7 protein-coding genes and 1 pseudogene are annotated in these 3,872 nt (G+C 46.8%); all 8 read right to left on the bottom strand.

Translation table 11 applies throughout. The features are described from left to right. A pseudogene (locus tag ACFIO3_RS09735) lies at positions 1-231 on the bottom strand (phage tail protein); the annotation flags it as partial. Next, positions 231-1,097: a baseplate J/gp47 family protein gene (locus ACFIO3_RS09730; protein ID WP_375695515.1), complete on the bottom strand. Its 867-nt coding sequence runs from the start codon at positions 1,095-1,097 to the stop codon at positions 231-233. The pseudogene ACFIO3_RS09735 and the gene ACFIO3_RS09730, both read right to left, overlap by 1 nt. After that, entirely contained in the window at positions 1,084-1,470 is a 387-nt protein-coding gene (locus ACFIO3_RS09725) for a GPW/gp25 family protein (protein ID WP_375607977.1), read from the bottom strand. Before ACFIO3_RS09725 ends, ACFIO3_RS09730 begins: the two co-directional genes overlap by 14 nt. Before the next feature lie 3 nt (positions 1,471-1,473). Next, positions 1,474-1,674: a hypothetical protein gene (locus ACFIO3_RS09720; RefSeq protein WP_375607990.1), complete on the bottom strand. Its 201-nt coding sequence runs from the start codon at positions 1,672-1,674 to the stop codon at positions 1,474-1,476. Positions 1,675-1,686: 12 nt separating this feature from the next. Next, entirely contained in the window at positions 1,687-2,280 is a 594-nt protein-coding gene (locus ACFIO3_RS09715) for a baseplate assembly protein (protein ID WP_375607976.1), read from the bottom strand. Continuing rightward, on the bottom strand, positions 2,277-2,798 hold the full coding sequence (locus tag ACFIO3_RS09710) for a hypothetical protein (protein WP_375607975.1): 522 nt from the start codon (positions 2,796-2,798) through the stop codon (positions 2,277-2,279). The genes ACFIO3_RS09715 and ACFIO3_RS09710 overlap by 4 nt, the downstream gene beginning before the upstream one ends. Further along, positions 2,795-3,289: a phage virion morphogenesis protein gene (locus ACFIO3_RS09705; protein WP_375607974.1), complete on the bottom strand. Its 495-nt coding sequence runs from the start codon at positions 3,287-3,289 to the stop codon at positions 2,795-2,797. Before ACFIO3_RS09705 ends, ACFIO3_RS09710 begins: the two co-directional genes overlap by 4 nt. A gap of 1 nt (position 3,290) precedes the next feature. Next, positions 3,291-3,713, bottom strand: coding sequence for a phage protein Gp36 family protein (locus ACFIO3_RS09700; protein ID WP_375695517.1), 423 nt, complete (start codon positions 3,711-3,713; stop codon positions 3,291-3,293). Positions 3,714-3,872 lie beyond the last annotated feature (159 nt).

The raw sequence follows: 3,872 nt of genomic DNA, 5'->3' as shown, positions 1-3,872 counted from the left end.
TTGCCATGCAAGTCCTTGGTCAATCAAATCATAAGAGTTAGAGAAATAAGGGCTTAATTCTTGCAAACCATATTCATCAATGAGAGAGGGTAACCAAGAAGGGGGACGCGTGATTAATTTGGCACGGGAAATATCTTCGAGTACCCTTTTAACTTGAGGATCAACAGCCATTGCGTCAGCAAGACAACGTTCAAACAAGCTTGAATTTGGGGGCAATAACAACGAGAGCATTAATAAGCGTGCCCCCGTAATGATAAGGCAATTTCCCCTAGTGTCACTGCTTCATGAGGCGCGACCAGAATATCCTTGCACGGTTGCGTTATGTTCACATGGTGCACACCCTCAACCATCAGGCGACTGAGTATCCAACTTAAAGACAAATCACGCCCAAGCCTCCATGTGCACGCCCATTCTTCTCTCAAATTCTGCTCTGCTCTTTCCAAAACAAAGGAGCCTTCATCCGGTAACAACCAAAAATCAGCAGAAACATTGATCACCCGCTGCACCGCACTTTTGACCAAGAGAGTATCATTGGTCATTTTTACCTGTTTTTCATCAAGGGCGGCTTGCACCTTGGCAATTAAAGCTTCATCTGCCACCCCTGATGGACTATCACTAAAAAGAGCCACATGAATAATCGGGCTTTTGCCCACACGATAAACAAAAGCATCTTTGACATGGATATCACTGGAGAGCGCAAAATATTGATAACGTGGCGCTGTGCCCCCTGTGGAATGTCCTTGTCTATTTAAGCGAATGCGGCGGCGAAACCGCTCATCATCTTCATCCAAAAGGCGCGTGACCCCATGAAAATCCCCCAAATGGTCTAAACTTGTCCCACGCGCAAATTCTAGTAAATTGTCTCGCGCTACTTCATTGATCCGTTGGCGCAACAGCAACTCTTCATAAGCAGCCGCTTGTAATTGAATGACCACGGGGTCATAGGCGGTCTTTTCCACATTATAGGGAATATGATGGGCTGCAAAAACATCCATCAAACGCGCAATCTTTTGCTCTAAAATTGCTTCAACAGAAAGCTCTTCAATAATTTGTGGCAAAGGAATCTGTGAAAAGGGTAAATGTTCAAGCTCTGCCATAAGAGACCTCTAAAGGAAATTGCATCTCTTGCCCATGGGACCAATCCCCCAAATGGCCATCGGGATAAAAAACTCCCCTTAAAACAAAGTGGAATGTTCCCTCACGCGTTGCTTTGGTCAGATCAATCCTTTGCAATGAGAACCCAGGCTCTCCACATTCTGGATCATCAAGCGCGCAGGCAATAGCTTGATAAAGACGTAAGATTGTTGCAGGATCAGCATTGGCGTCTTGGAATTCTCTGACATCACACCCATAATGGCGACGCAAAACCCGTGTTCCTACCCTTGTCATTAAACATTTATGGAGTGATTGTTGGCAATGCGCAAAGCCATACAAGAGAGAGCCATCCTTTTCGCTCATCCCGCACCGCATGCTTTAAGCCCCTTTGCTTGTCTTTGTGGTAGAAACCGTTGGGGTCGCCGCAACAACAGGGGCTGGTTTTTCAGCAATCTGACCAAGCAGCAAAGGGTATTTTGCTGCCTCTTCACTTAAACAAATTTCCTCACCCTTGCCCGGTGAACGTTGACCAGCAACAAAATCGGCATTGGTTAAAATAACATAAGTGTTCTCACGCATCATAAAACTCCTTTAAAGAGGGGAAGAGGTTGTGGAGGGACCCATTTTGACCCCGCCGTGTTTATGGCTTGCGCCAACAGATTTTTGATTATGCTGTAAATCTTTTGCTTCAATCTGCACACTGCCCGTTAATTCAACACGGGTTGCTTGATGAGAAAGCACCAAACCTTGTGCACTCAAATGAATTTGGTTTTCCCCATGGGAGAGAATAAGTTCATCTTTTGTCATCCGCAAAGCGCCACCGGCATAACAGAGCGCCAACTCTTCGGCGTGACGGGCTGGATTAGGCATATCCTCACTATAGCTATCGCGTACAACCAGAGAGGCAGAGCCAATCTCACCATGGGGGTTCAACAACCGCACCGGATCACCAACATGGAGCGGCATATTGCTGGAAACAGCCCCCGCCGCTTCTTGCGCTTGTAGCCAAGGCGATAAAACCGCTTGTCCATTGGCACTCTCAGAGAAAAGTTTCACCCGAACCCTATGGCCATCAACTTGCACAACCCGCCCAATCATGTGTTGGTTGGCAAGACAGCGTTCAAGGGCATCAAGACGCTTCATGATTTGTCGAAAGGTATCACTTAAGAGATATGCGTCATTCATGCCCCCACCTCATTGTCCCATGAAATCAAACCACTTTTGAGTTTTCCCTCATCACAAAAAATATCTTTTCCCAAATGATACAAATCTTGGTGCCATTCCACCACACTAATCGACACACCACGCTGCTTAATCGCCGCAGAGATAATCGGTTCAATCTGGACATCACGCGGGGCACTCAAATGCGTTAGCCCCCACAATTGCCCGCTATGGCATAAAACCGCAATAGCTTCTGCCAGAAGCCAACTTTGGATATCACGCTCTTTACCCGTGGTAATAATAAAAGCCCCTAAATGAAGATCAGTACTCTGCTGTCCAGAAGCCACAGAACTCAAGCGGCTTTCTAACACCGCAACCCGTATTGCTGGAGCCACAAGCATTTGTGTTTCCAATTCTTCTAAATTAAAACGCCCAAATTGACAGCCGCAATCACGCACATCCGGCAAAGCGCCTTTAAGGCTCCGTATCACCGCTTCACGAAACTGATTAATGCGCCCTGCTTGCTTGACCGTTTGACTCATGAAAAGACCCTTCCCAGCCAATCTTCTGCCGCTTTGACAATTTCCACTTTATTGCGTTCTGAAAGCCCCAAATAAGGACGGGCGGGCATGGTTACCTGATGCACACAAACAAAGCGGTGTGCTTTGCTGCTTTTCAGAAAAAAGCGCAGTGTCTTGCCATTTTTCGGGTGAATAACCCCACCCAATTGATGAATCCGTGCATAAACCAACCCACTCCCCACAATCACCTTTTCTGGTGAAGCTTTCATATCAATGGAGCGTGAAAGCGCCCCACTGGCAAAAAGAATGGAGGTGCGAGCATAATTGTTTTTCCACTTCTCTCCTTGGGCAGAGGTTTTTTCACTTTGAATCCGCCGCCTTGTGCTCTCTTGAATGAGACGTCCAACCCCTTGTGCCAAAGTCCCCATCGAGCTATCAGCCCCCTTTTGCAAAAAGGATAAAGCCGCTTCAAGCCCTGTCTCTTTAATCTCAATATGGGTTGCAACAGACATATTACCTTCCCATCAAACGCGGCTTAGCATGGAAAAAAGCCCCATCCTTAACAGGACCATCTTCGCTAATAATTTTAGGTTCATCCACACCCAAACCCGCTTTGCCTTCGGCAATGCGTTTCAGTAAATCAACCGCCTGTTTGTAACGATCTTCAATGGTGGTGGTCAGTGCCGTATGGCGTATGGCTAAATTATAAACAGCAATATTGACACAGATCATACCCAGAGCCGCTGGCTGTCCAACAATGGGGACACAGTAGCGATGAGACAGATGCACATCAATCTCACCACTTGCCTGTTCAAGCGCAAGATCAATGGCTTTTCTTAAAAGAACTGGATCAGAATTCTCATCCATCCCACATAAGTCGGTCAAGAAATCAACGCCCCAGAGCTCTTCAATCAATCTTTTGCTTGCATAAGCCATGTTTAAAAGTTTCCCTTAGACAACTTCTTGCAACAAAACACCGGCATCTTTTGCGGCGACCAATTCACAAACGCGTTCACCAACACGCACCCGTTTACCGCCCGACAAGCCGATATCTGGATCTTGGATCACTCCAGACAAACGCTCGCCTAACTGAGC

The sequence above is a fragment of the Bartonella sp. AD328YNZD genome (assembly GCF_042196425.1).
Note: the sequence above shows the minus strand (reverse complement) of the source record. Positions and strands in the feature narration are given on the sequence as shown.